Genomic DNA, 20,114 nt, shown 5'->3' on the forward strand with positions numbered 1-20,114 from the left:
TGATAAGAGGAGTTATTAATAATTATGGTTACAAGTGTTCATGTTACAATTAATGGTTTTGAATATAATCTAAAGGGTAAAGAGAGTGAAGAATATTTAAAGCACGTTGCAAGTTTTGTAGAGGGTAAAGTTCAAGAGATAATGTCTAAAAATAAAAGTCTTACTATGGTAGGGGCTGTAACCTTAGCGGCTGTAAACATAGCGGATGAGTCTTTTAAGGGAAATAAAGAATATAATAATATTTTAGCAGAACTTGAGGAAATAGAGAGAGAAAACAAGAAGTTAAAAGAAGAGTTAGAAGAAGTAACTGAAAAATATAATAAAACAAATAGAAATTCTCCTGAATATTTAGAGGAACAAAGAAAACATGAGCTTATGAAAAAAGAATTAGAAACTCTAAAGGAAGAATTTAATAAGGCTAGTCAGCTTATATCAGAGTATGAAGTTAAGGATAAACAAAGTGAAATAACGAGAAAAGATTTAGTAGAGCTTAAAGAGGAATATAGAAAAGCTAAAGAAGTTGTTTTAAAATGTGAAAATAAAGAAAAAGAATACATAAGAATTAAAACAGAGCTTTCTGATTTTAAAGATAAATGTGAAAAATTAAATGAAAGGGTATTAGAGTTTGAGGAAAAGGAAAAATTAAATGAAATAACTAGAAATGATTATTTACAACTTAAAGAGAGATATGGAAAATCAAATAAAATAATACTCGATTATCAAACAAAACAGAGGGAAGCTAATAAAAAGCTTGTAGAATTAAAAGATAGATACGCAAAGGCTAATAAGCTTATGGCAGAGTATGTAACAAAAGAAAAACAGGCAGAGATAACTAAAAAAGATTTAGCTAACTTGAAGGAAGAATATAAAAAGCTTAATAATCGTGTAAGCGAATATGAAATAAAGGAAAAAGAGAATGAAGCTATAAAAGGTGAACTTGAAGCTTTAAAGGAACAACAATTAAAAAATAATAAACTTATAGCAGATTATGAAGCAAAAAGTAAAAAGAAAGATATGATGCTTGGACAATTAAATAAGCTTAAAGAGGATTTGAAAAAATCTCAAGATTCAATAAATGAGTATAAAGAAAAAGAAAAGAAAATGGACGAACTCTTGATTCAAATTGATTTGTTAAAAGAAGAAAACAAAAAGTCAAATAAAATTATAGAAGAATTAAAGGAAAAAGAGTTAGAGTTTAAAGAGGTTAAGGACGATTTAGATAAAGCTCAAAAGGAATATGAAGAGATAAGTAAAAAAGTATCAGAATATCAAATTAAGGAAAAAGAACATGACGTGGTTACTAAGGAGCTTGTAGATTTAAAAGAAGAATTTAAAAAAGCTCAAAGAACTATATCAAAATATGAAAATCAAGAAAAAGAGCATGATGGATTAGAAAACGAGGTTTTAGTTTTAAGAGAAGATATTGAAAATGCTAAGATGTTAATAAAAGAATATAAACTTAAAGAAGAAAAACAAGAAAATTTAGCTTATAAGTTACAAGAATTAAAGGAAAAATATGAAGATTCTAAATATCTTATAGAAGATTTGAGAAAAAAAGAGGCTGATTTTAATTCATTAAAGTTTGAAGTAAAAGATTTAGATGTTAAATATAAGGAAGCTAATGCAATAATAGCAAGATATGAGAGTCAAGAAAAAGAAAATGAATATATAAGATTAGAAGTTTCAAAATTAAGAGAAGATTATAATAGAGCCAAAAATGAAATAATAGCATATAAAAATGAGGAAGAACAAAGAAAAAGTATTGATAAAGAACTTAAGCTTTTAAAAGAAGAAAAAGAGAAATATGATGAATTAGAGAGAAAATCAAAAAATCTTACAAATGAATTGCAAAGATTAAATGAAAGATATAATATAGCTAATAAAATGGTTGAGGAGTATAGAATAAAAGAAAAACAAGAAGAGAGAAACAATAAAGTTTTAGATGAAACTAGAAATAATTATGAAAAAAAGAAAAAAGAAAATAATAAATTAAGACAAGAATTACAGGAAACAACAAATAGGTATAAAAATATTTCTAAAGAATTACAAAGATTAAAGGATAAGAATAAACGTGTAGTTAAAGATAATAACAATTTCAAAGTGTCTAATATAGATAAAAAGCAATTTGAAGATAAGGTTGATACTTTAGAAAAAGAGCTTTTGAGACAAAAAGAAATAAATAAAGGGTTGAAGTTTGACCTTCAAAGTAAAAGATATAGGGTATTAGACTTAGAAAGAAAAATTTTAAATTCTAAAGTAGAGATTATTAAAGATGCAAGATATGAAAATGCTCTTCTTTCAGAAAAAAAGATAATTGAAGAACTAAATAAAAATAAGGATGCTTTAAAATAAAAAAAGTAATTAAATGATTAAAAAATTACTTAAGGGATAGTTCATTATCCTTAAGTAATTTTTTTTTAAAAGGTACTTATAAAAAAAGGTACTTTTATGGAATAATTTTAGATATGAGGTGAAGGTATGAAAAAGCTTTATTATGAAAATCCATATATTAATGAATATAAAACTGAGATAATAGATATTAAGGAAAAAAATGAAAAATATCATGTGATTTTAGAGGAAACTATATTTTTCCCAGGAGGGGGAGGATAATTTAAAGATATTGGTTTTATAGAAAATCAGCAAGTTGTTGATGTCTATGAAGAAAATGGTGTAGTTTATCATGTTGTTGATAAGAAGCCTGCAAAAATACATAAGGTTTTCTGTAAGATAGATTGGGAGCATAGATTTTGTGGAATGCAGCAACATTTAGCGCAACATGTTTTATCTGGATGTTTTTTTACCTTATTTAATAAAAATACATTTGGATTCCACTTAGGAAAGAGTGTATCTACTGTGGATATAGAAGCTCCTTTAACTCAGGAGGATATAAGAAAAGCTGAAAAGTTAGCTAATGATATTATATTTAAGAATTTAAAAGTTAACTGTTTTTTTCCAAGCAAGCAGGAACTTAAGAAATTAAAGCTAAGGAGAGCTCTTCCAAAAACTAATGAGAAAATAAGAGTGGTTGAAATAGATGATTTGGATATAAATGCTTGTTGTGGTGTTCATCCTTTACAAACTATAGAACTTCAAATGATAAAAATTAAGGGATTTGAAAAACATAAGCAAGGTTATAGAATAGAATTTTTAGCAGGAAAAAGGGCTATAGATGATTCTTTTAAAAATGATGATTTTATAAAAGATGTATGCTCTTATTTAAAAAGTGGAGAGCAAGATGTTATAAATAGCATAAAAAAATTATCTCAAAATTTCAATGAGTTAACTAATGAAAATAGAAGACTAGTTGATGAAATAGGAGAATTTAAAGTGCGTGAAATGTTAGATAATTCCTATAAAATAGATGGTGTAACTATTGTGAAAAATATAGAATCTGATATAGAGGTTAAAAAGGCAAGTGCAATAGTTAAAAAACTTGTGGCAAATGAAAAAGTAATAGTTTTGTATGCGGTTAAAACAGATGAAAGAGTAAATATGATTTTTGCTTCATCTAAAGATATAAAAAATATAAATATGGGAGAAGTATTAAAAGATTCTATAAGTTTAGTAGACGGAAAAGGTGGAGGAAGCAAAACATTAGCACAAGGTGCAGGAAAAAATAATGGAAATTTAGAAGCTACATTAGATTATGCGGTAAGAAAGATAGAGAAATTTATATAGGGTAAAATAGCCATAGTGTATATTATGGCTATTTATATTTTATTTGTGTATAATATTTATTAGTTTATAAAAAATATACAATCTAAAATTGTATTTTAGGGGAGATAAATAAATGGAAAAAATAGAATTACTAGCTCCAGCAGGTAGTATGGATAGTTTAATTGCTGCTGTTGCAAAGGGAGCAGATGCTATATATTTAGGAGGAAGCAAGTTTTCAGCAAGAGCTTATGCTTCTAACTTTGATAATGAAGAAATGGAAAAGGCAGTAGATTATTGTCACGAATATGGCATAACTGTTTATGTAACAGTTAATACACTTTTAAAAGAAAATGAATTGCAAGAAGCAATAGATTATGTAGGATTTTTATATAAAATAGGTGTGGATGCTTTAATAATTCAAGATACAGGTCTTGTAAATAAAATAAGAGAAGAATATCCAGATTTTGAGATTCATGCATCAACTCAGCTTAGTATACATAATGGAGAGGGAGCATTATTTTTTAGGGATAATGGTTTTTTAAGAATAGTTTTATCTAGAGAACTTACTTTAGAGGAAATAAGACATATATCAAAAGATCTTAACATAGAAACTGAGATATTTGTTCATGGTGCTCTTTGTGTTAGCTATTCAGGACAATGTTTAATGAGTAGTTTAATAGGGGGAAGAAGCGGAAATAGAGGTAGATGTGCCCAAAGTTGCAGACTTCCATATACTCTAATTAGGGAGTCTGATGGCAAAGAGATTAAAGGATATTTATTAAGTCCTAAGGATACTTGTATGATAGAAAATGTGGAGGATTTAATAAAGGCAGGAACAAGTTCTTTAAAAGTTGAAGGAAGAATGAAAAGACCTGAATATGTTGCTGGAGTAACTGAAAGTTATAGAGAAGCTATTGATAATGTGTATAATAAAATAGATAAATCTCAGGAAAGTAACAAGAAAAAACTTCTTAGACTTTTTAACAGAGAGGGTTTTGCAACTGCATATCTTTATAAAAATACAGGGCATGATATGATGGCTTATAGAAATCCTAAAAATACCGGTGTGTTCTTAGGAGAAGTGTTAAAATCAGGTGAAATACTTTTAAGTGAAGATATAGCTCTTCAAGATGGCGTGACAAATGGTAATGATGGATTTACTGTAAATAAAATATTCTTAAATGGAAATGAAGTGAAAAAAGCTAAAAAGGGAAGCAAGGTTAAAGTTCTTCCAAGAAAATATAAAGCAAGTGATAAGTTATTTAAGACATTAGATAGTGAACTTTTAAATCAACTTAAAGGAGCTTATGAAAATAAATTTGAGAGAAAGATATTACTAGATGGAAAATGTACTTTTAAAGTTGGTTATCCTATCAAGCTTAGTGTTTCATATAATGGAAAAGTTTATGAAAAACAGGGTGATATAGTAGAGCCTGCTGTAAATAAACCTATTCTTAAGGAAAAGGTAGAAGATAATTTAAAAAAATCTGGAGATATAGCTTATAAGATAAATAATATTACTTTTTTAGAGTTTGAAGATGGATTTATAAGGGTATCAGCAATAAATAATTTAAGAAGAAAATTATTAGAAGAAATAAGAGCATTTGAAGTTTTAAAGTTTAAGAGAAATGAGAGAAGAAAAGAATTTAGTTGTATAAAAGATATGGACAGAGATATTCCTGGGCTTTTAGTAAACATAAATACGTATGAACAATTAAGGGCAGTTAAAGAAAAAAAAGTCGAGGCTGTAGCTTTAGATATATTTGGGAAAAATAAAGGTGCTTTGAATAAAGAATCTTTGAAAGAATTACAAGATTTTAATGGAAGAGTATATTTAAAAATACCAACTATAATTAAAGAGGAATTTGAAATTATATGTAATTTAATAAATGAGAATTTAGAAAATGTAGAAGGTATAATTACAGCTAATGCAGGAATAATAAATAGATTTAAAGATAAAACAAAAATAGTTGGGGATTATAAACTTAATATATTTAATTCAAATTCTTTAAAATTTTATAATAAGCATATAGCAGCTTCATGTATAAGTGTAGAATTGAACAGAAAAGAGATAAATTCTATGGTTAAAAAATACAATGAAGGAACGCAATTTTTAATTTATGGTAAAATAGAAGCGATGGTAAGCGAATATTGTCCAATAGGAAGTACTTTTGGAGGGAAAAATACTTTAAATGCATGTAGCAATGAATGTACAAGGAGTACCTTTATATTAAAAGATAGAGTAGGGCAAAATAATACTATAAAAACAGATATATTTTGTAGATCTCATATATTTAATACTGTTGCGATTAATTTAATTTCAGAAATAGAAGATATTAAGAGTATGGGAATAGAAAATTTTAGAATAGATTTAATTGATGAAAGTTATGAAGAGTCATTAAATGTTATAGACGCTATAAAAAATAAAAAAAGATTAGTAGGAAATTATACTAAAGGTCATTATAGAAGAGGCGTTGAGTAAGAGAAAAGGGGAATAAAAAAGTTTTATGAATGATAAAGTTTTAAGAGTTTTAGAATTTACAAAGATAAAAAATGAATTAAAACAATATGCAATAACAAAATCAGCAAAAGATATGGTTTTGAATCTTAAGCCTTATGAATCTTTTTATGATGTAGTTGAGCATCTTGAAGAAACTAATGAGGCATTAGAATTAATTACTAAAAAAGGTAATCCTCCTTTTGAAGGATTTTATGATATTAAGGATGGAATAGTTAGAGCCGAAAAGGGCGGAGTATTAAATGCTGGAACTCTTTTGAAGATAGGAAATATGCTAAGGGTTTCAAGAAGAATGTCTGAATTTTTAAATAGAAAAGAAGAAGAGGAATCTTATAAAATATTAGAAGATTTAGCGATTGGATTAGTTAGCATAAAAGGGCTTGAGAATTCAATTTCTAATGCAATAATTGGAGAAGATGAAATTTCTGATAAAGCAAGTAGTACATTATATGGTATAAGAAAAAGTTTAAAAGAAAAAAATTCATCTGTAAGAGAAAAAGTAAATGCAATAGTTAGAAGTAATTCACAATACTTGCAGGATAATCTGTATACAATGAGAGGGGATAGATATGTTATCCCTGTAAAAGCAGAATACAAGTCTCAAGTGCCAGGTCTTGTTCATGACCAAAGTTCAACTGGTGCAACTCTTTTTATAGAACCTATGAGCATTGTTAATTTAAACAATGAAATAAAAGAGCTTATGTTAAAGGAAAGGGAAGAAATTAATAGAATATTAGAGGCTTTATCTAAGGCAGTTTATGAGAATATAACAGAAATAAGCAATAACTTTAACATTTTAGTTGAGTTTGATTTTATTTTTGCAAAAGCTAAATATGGAAGTTTTATAAATGGTACTATGCCAAATGTTAATGATAAAGGAATAATAGATATTATACAAGGAAGACATCCTTTAATAGATAGAGAAAAGGTAGTATCTTCTGATATATATTTAGGAAGAGATTTTACAAGTCTAATAGTTACAGGGCCAAATACAGGTGGTAAAACAGTAACTTTAAAAACTGCTGGTCTTATTGAACTTATGGGGCTTTCAGGACTTTTAATACCTGCTATGGAGAACTCAACTATAAGCTTTTTTAAGGAGATATTTGCAGATATAGGTGATGAACAAAGTATAGAACAAAGTTTATCAACATTTTCATCTCATATGAAAAATATAGTTGAAATAATGGCAGTTGCAAATGATGAAAGTTTTGTATTATTTGATGAATTAGGTGCAGGAACTGACCCAACAGAAGGTGCAGCTCTTGCTATATCAATTTTAGAAAACTTAAGAAAAAGAGGAACAAAGTTATTAGCAACAACACATTATAGTGAACTTAAAGGTTATGCATTAAAGACTACAAATGTAGAAAATGCTTCTGTTGAATTTGATGTAGAAACTTTAAGACCAACTTATAGACTTTTAATAGGAGTGCCAGGAAAATCTAATGCCTTTGAGATATCTAAGAGGCTAGGACTTCCTGACTATGTAATAAAAGATGCGAAGGAATCTATAGATAGTGAATCTATAAAATTTGAAGATTTAATACAATCACTTCAAGATAAAAGAATAAGAGCTGAAAAAGATGCAAGAGAAAATCAAATACTAAGAAGAGAAGCTAAGGCTTTAAGAGATAAGTATAAGGAAAAACTAGATAGAATAGAAGTAGTCAGAGAAAATGCTTATTCAGAGGCAAGAAGAGAGGCTAAAGAAATTCTAAGAAATGCAAAAGAAGAATCAGATGCAATTCTTAAAAATATGAGAGAGATGGAGAGATTAGGGATAAGTAGTGATGCAAGAAGGAGGTTAGAAGAGGAGAGAAGTAAGCTTAGAGATAAGATAAATAATACTGAAAGCTCTCTTCAAAAGAAAGTAGATGATAATAAAGGAGAGGCAATAGATAATATTACTTTAGGTATGGAAGCTATGCTACCTTCGTTAAATCAAAAGGTCATAATTCTCTCAAAACCAGATGCTAAAGGAATGGTTCAAGTTCAGGCTGGAATTATGAAAATAAATGTTAAAGCAGAAGAATTAAGAAAAATAAAACAAACAAAAGAAGAGAAAAAAATTAAAAAAAGAGAAGCAAAGCTTAATGTTAAAGTTGTTCCAACATCTATTGATTTAAGGGGAATGGATTCAGAGGAGGCTTGTTATGCGGCTGATAAATATTTAGATGATGCATATGTTGGAGGTCTTGGGGAGGTTACTTTAGTTCATGGTAAAGGAACGGGAGTCCTTAGGAAAGCAATAAATGAAATGTTGAGAAAACATCCTCATGTAAAAAGTCATAGACTTGGAGAATATGGAGAAGGTGGAACAGGAGTTACTGTTGTTATATTAAAATAATGTGGGGGTTAATATAAAACAGGGATATACTATAATAAAGCTGAGGAATATCATTAAAATATAAAAAAAGAATCCTAATGAATAAGATTTTAAGTAGAAATAGAGAACTATAAATTTGACTTATAGTTCTCTATTTTTATTTTAGCAAAAACTTTTTTTAGTTCTAGATTCTTTCAAGAATGAAGGGATTATTATAACTAGAGCTATTATGCTTAAAATTAAATATGTATAACCAAATATTGATATTCCAGTATATACGCTTAAATATCCTGTGAATAAATTTAATATACTAGAAAAAATAGTTGGTACAACAACAACCTCAAATAAAAATGCAGTTGATTGTTGCTTTGTAGGAACTAATTCAGCAATTAAATTATTTTGTACTGGCATCATAATTCCAACTACTACTCCATGAACAAGCATTAAAAGTAATAAAAACATATAGTTAGGTATTGAAGCCATAAAGTACCATCTAAAACATAGAATAACCAAAGCTGTAAATGTAGCTAAGTAACTTTTTTTAGCGAATGGAAGTTTGTGAAATATAAATAAAAATACTATTTCCATAACAACCATAATAAATGGTACTGTACTTATCAAGCTAGTAGGACAACTAAGCTTTTCAAGAATAACTTGTATAGAATAATTACTTGTAGAATTACAAGTCGCCATTATTACATTTGTTGCAAATAATTGTATTAAAAATGGCTTGTTTTTTAGCAAACTAAAAAGAATTTCTTTTGCATTAATATCGTTTTTTTGCGCTTTTAAATTATTTTTTATTTGCTCTTCATTTTCTCCAGTTGTAAGCTCTGGAATAAATTGAAGTATAATAACTGTTGACAGCATTATAAAGCCACATATAAGAAGTGCGCCTGTTGTTCCCCATAAATCGATAAATACTGGAGAAATAAGACCAGAGATAGCATACCCTATAGCTCCCCATACACGAACTTTACCAAAAGGATAGCCTGTTTTCTTTTCAATAGCTAGTAGATATTCAGACATTAAACTAGTACTTGGTGCGTAAAGACAGCTTCCGGCAATGGCTATTATAAAGAATAACCAAAAATTATTAGTAAATACTAGAATAATGATAGTAAGAGCGTTAGCTATGGTTACAAGTTTAGTTAGATAGATAAGTCTTTTAGATTTATCAATAATTTTTCCCCACAAAGGTGATACTGCTAACATTACAAGAGGAGGTATACTAGATATTAATGATATTTCATCTGTTGAAAAACCTTTAACAGAACTTAGAAAAACAACAAATATACCATAATAAATACCACCAGCTAATAAGTATATAAATAAATTACTAGAGTATAGACCTATTATTTTTTTATCTTTTGCATTCATTAATCCGTCCCTTTCTTTTGTACTTAATAGTATAAATATATTACTTGTATATTTTAAGACATTTATTATGTTAATAAGTTAATTATTTATTAAGATTTTGTATATAATTAATTTTAGTATAATAGTTCATAAATTAATTATGTTAGTAATATATTTTAGTATTAAAAAAATTAATATTTTGTGTTTACTTATTAAAATATAAAAAATAATTCTTATAGACAAAATATAGTATTAGTGATAAAATTTATTTATGAAAACGAATACTCAAGTTGTGTGAAAGAGAATTAGAGTTAAGCACAAGAAAATATTTCTTGACTTAACTTTTTTTCTTTTTTTATAAAAAATAAAAGGGGGAAGTTTATGCTAGAAAAGTTTATGGCAGAGCTTATAGGAACCATGATACTTATTCTTTTAGGAGATGGGGTAGTTGCCAATGTAGTTCTTAAAAAAAACAAGGGAGAAGGTTCAGGATGGATTGTTATAACTACGGGATGGGCTTTAGCTGTTGCTATTCCAGTTTTCTTATTTGCAAACGTGAGTGGTGCACAGTTTAATCCAGCAGTCACAATAGCTTTAGCAGTAACAGGAAGTCTTCCATGGAATGAAGTATTAGTATATATAGGAGCTCAATTAATAGGGGCTTTTATAGGTGCAGTTTTAGTATTCGTATCATATTATAAGCATTTTGAAGAGACAGAAGATAAGGATTCAAAACTTGGAACATTCTGCACAATACCAGCGATAAGAAGTAAAAAATGGAATTTTATAACTGAGTTTATAGGAACATTTATACTTATGTTTGTTATAGTAGGTCTTGGAAAAGTGGACATGGTAAATGGTATATCACCTATTGCAGTAGGGCTTTTAATATGGGTGATAGGTTTATCTTTAGGTGGTCCAACTGGTTATGCAATAAATCCAGCTAGAGATTTAGCGCCAAGATTTGCACATTTTATTCTTCCTATACCAAATAAAAGAGATTCAGATTGGAGTTATGCTTGGATTCCAATAATTGCACCAATATTAGGAGGAATATGCGGAGCGATATTTTATTTACTACTATTTAAATAAATAATTTTTGAATTTATTAAAATTACAGTATTAAAGTCTTTATGAAAATGATTACAAGGAGTTAGAGTTATGATTGAATTAAAAAATATATTAGAAGAAAATCCAATAGTAGCAGCGGTTAAAAATGTTGAACAATTAGATAAGGCATTAAAAACAGATGTTAATGTTATATTTGTTCTCTTTGGAGATATTTTAAATTTAAACGAAATAAGTGACAAGATATATAAGAGCAACAAAGTAGGAATAATTCATATAGACTTGGTAGAGGGATTAACAAATAAAGAGGTATCTTTAAGATATTTAAAAAAGAATACTAAATTTAAAGGTATAATAAGTACAAAATCTCAAACTATAAAAGCAGCAAAAAAATTAGGCTTTTATGCTATACAAAGAGCTTTTATTTTAGACAGTTTATCTCTTGCAAATACTAAAACTCATTTAGTTGATGAGTGTGATGCGATAGAAATGTTGCCAGGACTTTTGTTTAAAGTTATAAAAGATTTATCCAAAACATTAAATAAACCTTTAATAGTTGGGGGGTTAATATCTGATAAAGAAGATGTTATGGAAGCTTTAAAATCAGGTGCAACATGTATATCAGCTACAAAAGAGGAATTATGGAGTATATAATTAAAAGGTATGTATAAAAAGATAAGGCAACTTTTAAAAAATATTGATTAAGATATAGAGGTGAGTGTTTTATGAAAAAATATATAGTAGCGTTAGATCAAGGTACAACAAGTTCAAGAGCAATAATTTTTGATAAAGAGCAAAACATTATAGGGATGAGTCAAAAGGAGTTTACACAAATATATCCTAAAGAAGGTTGGGTTGAACACGATCCTATGGAGATTTGGGCAACTGAGTATAGTGTACTTCAAGAAGTTTTGGCAAAATCTAATATAACCCAAGAAGATATTGCAGCAATTGGAATTACAAATCAAAGAGAAACTACGATAGTTTGGGATAAAAATACTGGGAAACCAGTTTATAATGCTATAGTTTGGCAATGTAGAAGAACAGCTCACATTTGTAATGAATTAAAAAAGCAGGGTTTAGAACAATATATAAAAGATACAACTGGATTAGTAATTGATGCTTATTTTTCAGCAACAAAAATAAAATGGATATTAGATAATGTAGAAGGTGCAAGAGAAAAGGCAAATAGAGGAGAACTTTTATTTGGAACAGTTGATTCATGGCTTGTTTGGAAGTTAACTAATGGAAAGGTTCATATAACAGATTATACAAATGCGAGTAGAACAATGCTTTATAATATAAAAGAATTAAAATGGGATGAAAAAATGTTAGAAATTTTGGATATACCAAAAAGTATGTTACCCGAGGTTAGAAATTCTTCAGAAGTGTATGGGTATGCAAATTTAGGGGTAAAAGGTGGTGTTAGAGTTCCAATAGCAGGAATAGCAGGTGATCAACAAGCAGCTCTTTTTGGACAAGCAGCTTTTAATAAAGGTGATGTAAAAAATACTTATGGTACAGGTTGCTTTCTTCTTATGAACACGGGAGAAAAGATGGTAAAGAGCAAAAATGGATTGGTCACAACGATTGCAATTGGAATGGATAATAAAGTACAATATGCTCTTGAAGGGTCTGTTTTTGTAGGTGGTGCAGTTGTACAATGGCTTAGAGATGAACTTGAAATGATATCAGATTCATCAGATACGGATTATTTTGCAACTAAAGTGGAAGATAATGGTGGAGTTTATGTGGTTCCAGCTTTTGTTGGACTTGGAGCACCTTATTGGGATATGTATGCTAGAGGTACTATAGTTGGTTTAACAAGAGGAACAAATAAGAATCATATAATAAGAGCAGCACTTGAATCTATAGCATATCAAACTAAAGATGTTTTAGATGCAATGGTTGATGAAGTTAAGGAAGATATAAAATGTATAAAAGTTGATGGTGGGGCTAGTAAAAATAAATTTTTAATGCAATTCCAATCAGACATAGTTGGTAAAAAAGTAATAAGACCTATAATAACTGAAACAACAGCACTAGGAGCAGCATATCTTGCTGGTCTTGCAGTAGGATTTTGGAAAGATAAAGATGAAATATCTAAATTTTGGTATTCATCAGAAGAGTTTAATCCAAATTTAGATGAAGAAAAGAGGGAGAAGTATTGTAAGGGGTGGAAAAAAGCAGTATATAGATCAAAAGATTGGATAGAAGAGGAATAAAACTAGATTATTAACATAAAATATGATATAATGTAAATAAGTTAATAGGTTAGTTTAATTGTGCAAGAGAAAGAGAGTCAAGCACAAAAAGGCATTTAAATATGCTTTTTTGGGTTTGGCTTTTTTTGTTTTTCCATATATTAGTGTATATTCTGATATGGATAATAAATAATTAAGGGAGAGATGGATATGTATGATGTAGTAATTATTGGAGCTGGAATTATTGGAGCTTCTATATTTAGAGAATTAACAAAATATGATTTAAGTGTTTTAACGGTGGAAAAAGAAAATGATGTGTGTATGGGTTCATCTAAAGCAAATTCAGCAATAGTTCATGCTGGGTATGATCCAAAACCTAATACATTAATGGCTAAGTATAATGTAGAAGGAAATAAAATGTTTGACAAGCTTTGTAGTGACTTATCTGTTCCTTTTAAAAGAAATGGTTCACTTATAGTAGCTTTTAATGATGAAGAGTTAGAATCTTTAAATAAACTTTATAAGAGAGGGATAGAAAATAAAGTTGAAGGATTAAAAATTTTAGACAAGCAGGAAACTTTAAATTTAGAACCTAATCTTAAAGATGATGTGAAAGGAGCGCTTTTAGCCCCAACAGGAGGAATTGTAGGTGTTTATGAACTTACAATAGCTAGTGTTGAAAATGCACTATGCAATGGGGGAGAATTAAAGTTAAATTCTAAGGTTATTAATATAGAAAAAAATAAAAATTTTGAAATCACTCTAGAGTCAGGTGAGATTATAGAAACTAAATTTGTAATAAATGCTGCTGGGGTTTATGCAGATGATATTCATAATATGATTTCTGAAGAAACATTTTCGATAGTTCCAAGAAAAGGGCAATATTATGTTCTTGATAAAAGTCAAGGTGAATTGTTTAAAAGGACTATATTTCAGTGTCCTACTAAACTTGGCAAAGGAATTTTAGTGACACCAACGGTACATGGAAACCTTTTAGTTGGTCCTGATGCTACGGATAATATGGATAAAGATAGTGTAAGTACGGAATCAGTTAACTTAGATTTAGTTAGAGAAACATCTTTAAAAACTACAAACAGAGTAAATTTTAGAGAAAGTATAAGAAATTTTTCTGGACTTAGAGCAGTTTCAAATAGAGATGATTTTATAGTTGAAGAATGTAAAGATGTATCAGGATTTTTTGATGTGGCAGGGATAAAATCGCCAGGACTTACATCAGCACCAGCAATTGCTGTAGATATTATCAAAATGCTAGAGGACAGTGGATTGCAATTAAATAAAAAAGAGAATTTTAATGAAAAGAGAGAACAAGTAAATTTTATGGAACTTTCAAGTGAAGAGAAGGATGCACTTATAAAAAAAGACAGTAGATATGGAAGAATAATATGCAGGTGTGAAAATATAACTGAAGGAGAAATTGTGGATAGTATAAATAGAACACTTGGTGCTACAACAATAGATGGAGTAAAGAGAAGGTGTAGACCAGGGTGTGGAAGATGTCAAGGAGGATTTTGTGGACCTAGAGTACAAGAAATAATAGCTAGAGAAAAAAATATGAAGATTGAAGATGTAATGTTAGATGCAAAGAATTCTTATGTTTTAGTGGGAAAAACAAAATAGGAGGTATAGGTTTATGAAATATGATTTAGTAGTGGTAGGTGGAGGACCTGCAGGTCTTGCAGCGGCTTATGAAGCTTATAATAATGGGATAGAAAATGTATTGATTATAGAAAGAGATAAGGAACTTGGTGGAATATTAAACCAATGTATTCATAATGGATTTGGACTTCATACGTTTAAAGAAGAACTTACAGGTCCTGAGTATGCTCAAAGATTTATAGATATGGTTAAAGATACAAATATAGAAATTAAATTAGATACTATGGTTTTAGATATAGAAGATAAAACTATTCATGCTGTAAATTCAAAGGATGGTTATATACAGGTAGAGGCTAAAGCTATAGTTTTGGCTATGGGTTGTAGAGAAAGAACAAGAGGAGCAATAGCTATGCCAGGAGATAGAGTATCTGGAATATTTACAGCAGGTGCAGCTCAAAGATTTATAAATATGGAAGGATATATGGTTGGAAAAAGAGTTGTTATTTTAGGTTCAGGAGATATTGGACTTATAATGGCAAGAAGAATGACATTAGAAGGAGCAAAGGTAGAAGCTGTAGTTGAACTTATGCCGTATTCTAATGGCTTAAATAGGAATATAGTTCAGTGTTTAAACGACTATAATATACCTCTTTATTTATCACATACAGTAGTAAATGTACAGGGAAATGGCAGATTAGAGAAAGTTACAATTGCAAAGGTTGATGAAAATAGAAAACCTATAGAGGGTACAGAAAAAGAATTTGATGTAGACACACTTTTATTATCTGTTGGATTAATTCCTGAAAATGAATTATCCAAAAATGCTGGGGTTGTATTGGATAAAAGAACTAATGGACTTATAGTTTCTGAAAATATGGAAACATCAAAAAATGGAATATTTGCTTGTGGAAATGTTGTACATGTTCATGACTTAGTTGATTTTGTTACAGAAGAGGCTAAAAGAGCTGGTAAAAATGCAGCGAAGTATATAAAGGGGAAAAATAGACAAGGAAGAGTCATAGAAGTTAAAAATGGTAAAAATATAAATTATACAGTTCCACAAAAAATATATGTAAATAATCTAGATGAAAATATAAATGTATTTATGAGAGTTTCTAATGTGTTTACAAATAAAATAATAGTTGTACGTGATGAAGAAAAGGTTTTACAAAGATTTAAAAGAGCACATTTAGCACCGGCTGAGATGGAGAGAATATTAATACTTAAAGATAATTTAAAAGAAGTTAATGGAGATATTGAAATTTCTTTAGAGGATGGTGAATAAATATGGAGAGAGAATTAATATGTATAGTTTGTCCTAAAGGATGTCACTTAAAGGTGGATATAAATAATGAAAATGTAACAGGAAATGGTTGCAAAAGAGGCTTTATATATGGCTTAAATGAAGTTAAGGAACCTAAAAGAATAGTAACTTCAACAGTAAAAATATATGGGATTAGTGGTAAGGTTGTTCCTGTAAAAACTGAAAAGGAAATTCCAAAAGATAAAATATTTGATATAATGAAGGAAATAAACAAAGTAGAGGTTAGACTTCCTATAAAGGTTGGACAAGTAATAATAGAAAATATTTTAGAAACCCAAGTTAATATAATAGCTACAAAATCAATAACTTAAAATGAATTAAAGGGCTTTAAAGCCCTTTTTATGTGTCTTTAATCATTGACAAAGAATTTTAGTAGTGATAAATTTTACTTAAAAACTATTAAGGAGAAGATTGAATGTTTGATAAAAAATTTGAAACAATACATGTAGATGATTTAGATGAAATAATAAATGATATAGAATTAATAGATATTAGAGAAACATATGAATATAGAGCAGGGCATATTAAGGGAGCTAAGAATATTCCAATGTCAGAGCTTTTAAAAGATACGGGGAATTATTTAAAAAAAGATAAAGAATATCATATAATATGTCAAGGTGGATCAAGAAGTAAGATGGCTTGCGATAAGTTAGCACAAGATGGGTTTAAAGTTGTTGATGTAGCAGGAGGAACTGCTTCATATTTAGGTTCTTTAGAAGTTTAAGATAATTAATTGTAATTTTAAATGAATAATAAGAAGCTGTTATAAGATAATTTTATAACAGCTTTTTTTAAATATTATTTTTCAGTTTTTTCATTTTCTAAAGTTGTTGCAACTTCTTTATTTAAATTAACATTTGAATTTTTAGAATTTAATACTCTAAATACCTTAGTGTTAATAATTCCAGCAGCGAATAAAAGTACTGCAATTCCTAAATAAGTAGCAACATAACTGCATAATTGAATAATTAAACTAGGAACTAAAGAATTGAAAACAGTATCGTATGGATAACCACTTGCTAAGTAAGTACTAAATTGGTTAACAAATATCATTAAGTAATCAACTAATGATATTATTCCAACTATAGCAACAATAATTCCTATAATATATAAGAATATTGAACTTTTAGGAGTAACTTTTTTTTTCTTTACTAGTGCTTTTGATTTTGATTTTTTGGTCTTATCAGCCATAGTATTACCTCTTTTTCTTAAATATTTTATAATTACCAGTAAAAAATAATTTTTTATTTAAAGTTATATTTTACTATGTAAATATAACACTAGTATGTGACAGTTTAGTGTTAAAATTGTATTTAAAATGAAATAAATATTGTTAAAAAGAATGATTGGTAAAATATAAATGGAGGGAATTTTATATAATGACATCGTAATTATTATATGATATAATCTTAATGGTGATTATATCATATTTTTAAAAGTTAAGTAATTAACAATAATAATGAAAATAGTGAAGAATAAATATAAATTCTAAATATTTTTTAATTATTTATATTAATGTATTAATGCGAATATTTAAGTATATTGTTGCTTATTATTTGTAATATTATGTATATTATGTATTTATATATTAAACTTATATTGAATTTGGAGTTTTATATTGTTAGGCTTATTGGAGGTACAGGTACGGATGAAAACTTTGATTATCAACGACAAGAAAATAGGATTTGAAGAAGGAAGAACCATATTACAAGTGGCTACAGCAAATGGTATACACATACCATCTCTTTGTTGTCTTGAAGATTGTAAAAATGGTGGACAATGTGGAATTTGTGTAGTTGAAATAGAAGGACAAGATAGATTAGCAAGATCCTGTTGTATAAAAGCTAAAGAAGGAATGGTAATTAAAACTGACAGTGAAAGGGTTCAAAATGAAGTAAAGTTTTTAATGACTAAACTTTTAGATAATCATGAATTCAAATGTGGTCAATGTAGAAGAAAAGAAGATTGTGAATTTTTAAAGCTTGTTATAAAGACTAAAGCTAGAGCATCAAAACCTTTTATAGTAAAGGATAAGTCAGAATATGTAGATAGTAGAAGTAAATCAATAGTTTTAGATAAAAGTAAATGTGTAAATTGTGGTAGATGTGTTGCAGCATGTAGAACAAAGTCTGGAACAAAGGTTATGAAATTCCATAAAGAAGATGGAAGAAGAATTGTAGGTCCAGATGAACTTAAGTGTTTTGATGATACTAATTGTATTTTATGTGGACAATGTATAATAGCGTGTCCAGTAGATGCCCTATCAGAAAAACCTCATATAGATAGAGTTAAGGAAGCTTTAGCAGATGAAAATAAACATGTTATAGTGGCTATAGCACCTTCTGTTAGAACAGCATTAGGTGAAAGATTAAAAATGGGTTATGGAGTAGATGTAACAGGAAAAACTTATGCCGTTTTAAGAAAGTTAGGCTTTGATAAGGTGTTTGATATAAATTTTGGTGCTGATATGACAATAATGGAAGAAGCAACAGAGCTTGTTGAAAGAATAAAAAAAGGTGGACCATTTCCAATGTTTACATCATGTTGCTCAGGTTGGGTGAGACAAGCTAGAAATTATTTCCCAGAGTTTTTAGAAAATTTATCTTCAGCTAAATCACCACAACAAGAATTTGGTGCAGCAAGTAAATCATATTATGCGACAATTTCTGGTATAAATCCTGAGAATATATTTACTGTAACTGTTATGCCATGTGTTGCTAAAAAATATGAAGCTGATATGCCTGAGATGCAAAATGATGGATTTAGAAATATAGATGCAGTAATAACAACAAGAGAATTAGCATTAATGATTAAAAATAATAAAATAGATTTTGCTAATTTGGAGGATGAAGAGGCAGATCCAGCTATGGGTGAATATACTGGTGCTGGAACTATTTTTGGAGCAACTGGTGGAGTTATGGAAGCTGCTTTAAGATCAGCTAAGGATTTTGTTGAAGGAACTGATTTAGATAAGATAGACTATAGAGAAGTAAGAGGATTAGAAGGAATAAAAGAGGCAACAGTTAATATTGGTGGAAATGATTATAATGTTGCTGTAATAAATGGTGCGGCTAATGTATTTAAATTTATGGAAAGTGATGCTTTAAGCAAAAAGCAATATCATTTTATAGAAGTTATGGCATGTCCTGGAGGATGTGTAAATGGTGGAGGACAACCACATTTAAGCTCTCATGATAGAAAGCATATGAATATAAAAACAGTTAGAGCATCAGTTCTTTATAATCAAGATAAAAATTTAGAGTATAGAAAATCTCATAAAAATAGAGCATTATTGAAAATGTATGAAACATATATGGGAGAACCAGGATGTGGAAAAGCTCATGAATTATTACACTTTAAATATACAAAATAATTTAAGTACAAATAGAGATAAAAAAGATACCTTGAATCAAGGTATCTTTTTTTTGAAATTAGATAGCAGAGGCTAAAAATTGACCAACGACTACTCCTCCAAGGCTTAAGAATAAATTAAGTGCAGCATTTAGTGATCCAAGACCAATACTACCTGCTGAAAATAATGATATTGTTTCATAAGAAAATGTTGAAAATGTAGTAAGTCCACCCATAATACCAGTTGTTATAAATAGTTTAGCATTTGGTGATACAGTTCCTTTTAGGCTTAATGTCATTACAAATCCTATTAATATAGCACCTAATATATTTACTATTAATGTGCCATAAGGAAAAGCACTACCAAAAAGTTTAACTGCGTAGTTAGATATAATATATCTAGAAGCAGCACCTAAAAATCCTCCACATCCGACTAATAGTATTAAGTATAATTTTTGCATTTATTATTCCTCCTCTGTAATTATGTAGAAAATAAAAAAACTCCTACACAAAATATTTTATCGATAATTAAATAAAATATTTTGTGTAGGAGTCATTAGCTTTAAAATAAAGCGGTTTAGGGTTAACTCCATAACCCATTAAATTATACGCTTATATGATACTATGCTTATCAATTTATGTCAATAGAATTATATTGATATGTAATTATGATGGATTTGATAATAA

Annotated in this window: 14 protein-coding genes, 1 pseudogene and 1 riboswitch; of the genes and pseudogenes, 12 read left to right on the top strand and 3 right to left on the bottom strand. The window is 28.5% G+C overall.

The features are described 5' to 3' along the window. The first annotated feature begins 24 nt into the window (after positions 1 to 24). From zapA to DR020_RS06870, 4 genes and pseudogenes are all read left to right on the top strand, one after another. Complete coding sequence (zapA, locus tag DR020_RS06855; RefSeq protein WP_112365576.1) at positions 25 to 2,352, top strand: cell division protein ZapA; 2,328 nt, start codon at positions 25 to 27, stop codon at positions 2,350 to 2,352. A 126-nt stretch (positions 2,353 to 2,478) separates the two neighbouring features. Beyond that, positions 2,479 to 3,678: pseudogene (locus tag DR020_RS06860) on the top strand (DHHA1 domain-containing protein). Positions 3,679 to 3,790: 112 nt separating this feature from the next. Next, on the top strand, positions 3,791 to 6,139 hold the full coding sequence (locus tag DR020_RS06865) for a U32 family peptidase (RefSeq protein ID WP_112365577.1): 2,349 nt from the start codon (positions 3,791 to 3,793) through the stop codon (positions 6,137 to 6,139). A 25-nt stretch (positions 6,140 to 6,164) separates the two neighbouring features. After that, a complete protein-coding gene (locus DR020_RS06870) occupies positions 6,165 to 8,525 on the top strand; it encodes an endonuclease MutS2 (RefSeq protein ID WP_055257339.1) in 2,361 nt (786 codons plus the stop codon). Positions 8,526 to 8,666: 141 nt separating this feature from the next. Here the strand turns inward: DR020_RS06870 and DR020_RS06875 are convergent, their stop codons facing one another. Further along, positions 8,667 to 9,884 (bottom strand): MFS transporter, encoded by a 1,218-nt coding sequence (locus tag DR020_RS06875; RefSeq protein ID WP_112365578.1) that lies wholly within the window; start codon positions 9,882 to 9,884, stop codon positions 8,667 to 8,669. 360 nt (positions 9,885 to 10,244) lie between these two features. Between DR020_RS06875 and DR020_RS06880 the strand changes: the two genes are divergently transcribed. The 7 genes from DR020_RS06880 (at position 10,245) to DR020_RS06910 (ending at position 16,800) form a co-directional block, all read left to right on the top strand. Next, entirely contained in the window at positions 10,245 to 10,955 is a 711-nt protein-coding gene (locus DR020_RS06880; protein WP_055257337.1) for an MIP/aquaporin family protein, read from the top strand. A 69-nt stretch (positions 10,956 to 11,024) separates the two neighbouring features. Further along, entirely contained in the window at positions 11,025 to 11,585 is a 561-nt protein-coding gene (locus DR020_RS06885) for a glycerol-3-phosphate responsive antiterminator (protein ID WP_112365579.1), read from the top strand. Between the two features lie 71 nt (positions 11,586 to 11,656). Further along, positions 11,657 to 13,156: a glycerol kinase GlpK gene (glpK, locus tag DR020_RS06890; protein WP_058992127.1), complete on the top strand. Its 1,500-nt coding sequence runs from the start codon at positions 11,657 to 11,659 to the stop codon at positions 13,154 to 13,156. A 189-nt stretch (positions 13,157 to 13,345) separates the two neighbouring features. Then, on the top strand, positions 13,346 to 14,773 hold the full coding sequence (locus DR020_RS06895; RefSeq protein WP_112365580.1) for an NAD(P)/FAD-dependent oxidoreductase: 1,428 nt from the start codon (positions 13,346 to 13,348) through the stop codon (positions 14,771 to 14,773). 13 nt (positions 14,774 to 14,786) lie between these two features. Next, positions 14,787 to 16,037, top strand: coding sequence for an NAD(P)/FAD-dependent oxidoreductase (locus tag DR020_RS06900; RefSeq protein WP_112365581.1), 1,251 nt, complete (start codon positions 14,787 to 14,789; stop codon positions 16,035 to 16,037). Positions 16,038 to 16,039: 2 nt separating this feature from the next. Next, positions 16,040 to 16,387: a DUF1667 domain-containing protein gene (locus DR020_RS06905; protein ID WP_112365582.1), complete on the top strand. Its 348-nt coding sequence runs from the start codon at positions 16,040 to 16,042 to the stop codon at positions 16,385 to 16,387. 104 nt (positions 16,388 to 16,491) lie between these two features. Further along, on the top strand, positions 16,492 to 16,800 hold the full coding sequence (locus DR020_RS06910) for a rhodanese-like domain-containing protein (RefSeq protein ID WP_058992122.1): 309 nt from the start codon (positions 16,492 to 16,494) through the stop codon (positions 16,798 to 16,800). A gap of 74 nt (positions 16,801 to 16,874) precedes the next feature. On the opposite strand, the gene DR020_RS06915 is transcribed toward DR020_RS06910, so the two are convergent. Then, positions 16,875 to 17,267: a hypothetical protein gene (locus DR020_RS06915; protein WP_058992120.1), complete on the bottom strand. Its 393-nt coding sequence runs from the start codon at positions 17,265 to 17,267 to the stop codon at positions 16,875 to 16,877. A gap of 457 nt (positions 17,268 to 17,724) precedes the next feature. On the opposite strand from DR020_RS06915, the gene DR020_RS06920 reads away from it, so the two are divergent. Beyond that, entirely contained in the window at positions 17,725 to 19,449 is a 1,725-nt protein-coding gene (locus DR020_RS06920) for a ferredoxin hydrogenase (protein WP_055257330.1), read from the top strand. 58 nt (positions 19,450 to 19,507) lie between these two features. Here DR020_RS06920 and crcB read toward each other — a convergent pair whose 3' ends face one another. Continuing rightward, positions 19,508 to 19,888 (bottom strand): fluoride efflux transporter CrcB, encoded by a 381-nt coding sequence (gene crcB, locus DR020_RS06925; RefSeq protein ID WP_112365583.1) that lies wholly within the window; start codon positions 19,886 to 19,888, stop codon positions 19,508 to 19,510. 79 nt (positions 19,889 to 19,967) lie between these two features. Further along, a riboswitch (Fluoride riboswitch) is annotated at positions 19,968 to 20,033 on the bottom strand. Positions 20,034 to 20,114: the final 81 nt, after the last annotated feature.

This window comes from Sarcina ventriculi (assembly GCF_900456775.1).
Taxonomy (GTDB): Bacteria; Bacillota; Clostridia; order Clostridiales; family Clostridiaceae; genus Sarcina; species Sarcina ventriculi.